Origin of the sequence: Azospirillum sp. B506 (assembly GCF_000333595.1) — a bacterium.
Taxonomy (GTDB): Bacteria; Pseudomonadota; Alphaproteobacteria; order Azospirillales; family Azospirillaceae; genus Azospirillum.
The window spans coordinates 1-1,568 of record NZ_BADK01000184.1; the positions used below are offsets into that span (position 1 = coordinate 1).

The window sequence follows — 1,568 nt, forward strand, 5'->3', positions numbered from 1 at the left end:
CGACCTGGAGAAGGCGCCGGTTTACGACCAGCTCTACGATCTGGCGAAGATGCCGTCGGGCAAGGCGATCACTTTCGGCGCGGTCGGCACGGGCATCCTCTACAACAAGGCNTGGTTCGACGAGAACAAGATCCCGGCCCCGACCTCGTGGACGGACATCGAGGATCCGCGCTTCAAGAAGAAGCTGGCGATCCCGCCGATCAACAACAGCTACGGCCTGCACGCGCTGGTGATGATGGCCCGGCTGAACGGTGGCGGCGAGACCAACATCGAGCCGGGCTTCAAGGAGTTCAAGGACAAGATCAACCCGAACGTGCTCGCCTACGAGCCGTCGCCGGGCAAGATGACCGAGCTGTTCCAGAGCAACCAGGCCGTCATCGCCGTCTGGGGATCGGGCCGGGCCAAGGCGCTGGCCGACACCGGCTTCCCCGCCACCTTCGTCTATCCCAAGGAGGGCGGCGTCGTGCTGGGCTCCGCCGCCTGTCAGGTCGCCGGCAGCAAGAATGCCCCGGAGGCGCAGAAGTTCATCCAGCATTTGCTGGGCGTCGAGGCGCAGACCGCGCTGGCCGTCAGCGCCGGCTTCGGCCCGGTGAACAGGACGGTGGAGCTGCCCGCCGAGAAGCAGGCCGGCATCCCCTACGGTCCGGAGCAGGTCGGCAAGCTGCTGGTGGTGGATTGGAACACCATCAACAAGAACCGCGAAGTCTGGAACAAGCGCTGGACCCGCGAGATCGAGCGCTGAGGTAGGGGGTTTATCCCCTCTCCCCCCGGGGAGAGGGGATAGAGGGGAAAGGGAGACGACGGCATGGCTTATCTGGTTCTCGACCAACTGACCAAGCGCTTCGGAAACTGGACGGCGGTCGACAACGTCTCGCTGACCGTTGAGAAGGGCGAACTGATTTCATTGCTGGGGCCGTCGGGCTGCGGCAAGACCACCACCTTGCAGATGATCGCCGGCTTCCTCGACGCCGATGGCGGCCGGGTGATGCTGGACGGCCAGGATCTGCTGGCGAAGAAGCCGAACGAGCGCGGGCTGGGCATCGTCTTCCAGAGCTATGCCCTGTTCCCGCACATGACCGCGGCGGAAAACGTCGCCTTCGGGCTGGAGATGCGCAAGGTCAACCGCGCCGACCGCGACCGCATGGTCGCCGACGCGCTGAAGCTGGTCGGGCTGGAGCAGTATGGCGACCGCCACCCGCGCCGGATGTCGGGCGGCCAGCAGCAGCGCGTGGCGCTGGCGCGCGCCCTGGTGATCAGGCCGAGCCTGCTGCTGCTCGACGAGCCGCTGTCGAACCTGGACGCCAAGATGCGCGAGGAGATGCAGATCGAGCTGCGCCGCATCCAGCGCAGTGTCGGCACCACCATGATCCTGGTCACCCACGACCAGTCGGAGGCGATGGCGCTGTCCGACCGCGTGGTGGTGATGAACAAGGGCAGCATCCAGCAGGTCGCCCACCCGCAGGAGGGCTACGACCGCCCGGCCAACGCCTTCGTCGCCAACTTCCTCGGCCGCACCAACTGCTGCCGGGCATGGTCGGCAGCGGTTCGGCCGGGGACGTCATCACCGT

The 1,568-nt window shown here is 66.4% G+C and carries 2 protein-coding genes; both read left to right on the plus strand.

The genetic code is table 11. The annotated features are described in order from the left end of the window. A partial coding sequence (locus tag I71_RS06235; protein WP_042692461.1) for an extracellular solute-binding protein occupies positions 1–742 on the plus strand: 742 nt, incomplete at its 5' end. A 63-nt stretch (positions 743–805) separates the two neighbouring features. After that, the coding region (locus I71_RS06240; protein ID WP_042692464.1) for an ABC transporter ATP-binding protein at positions 806–1,568 on the plus strand (763 nt) is incomplete at its 3' end.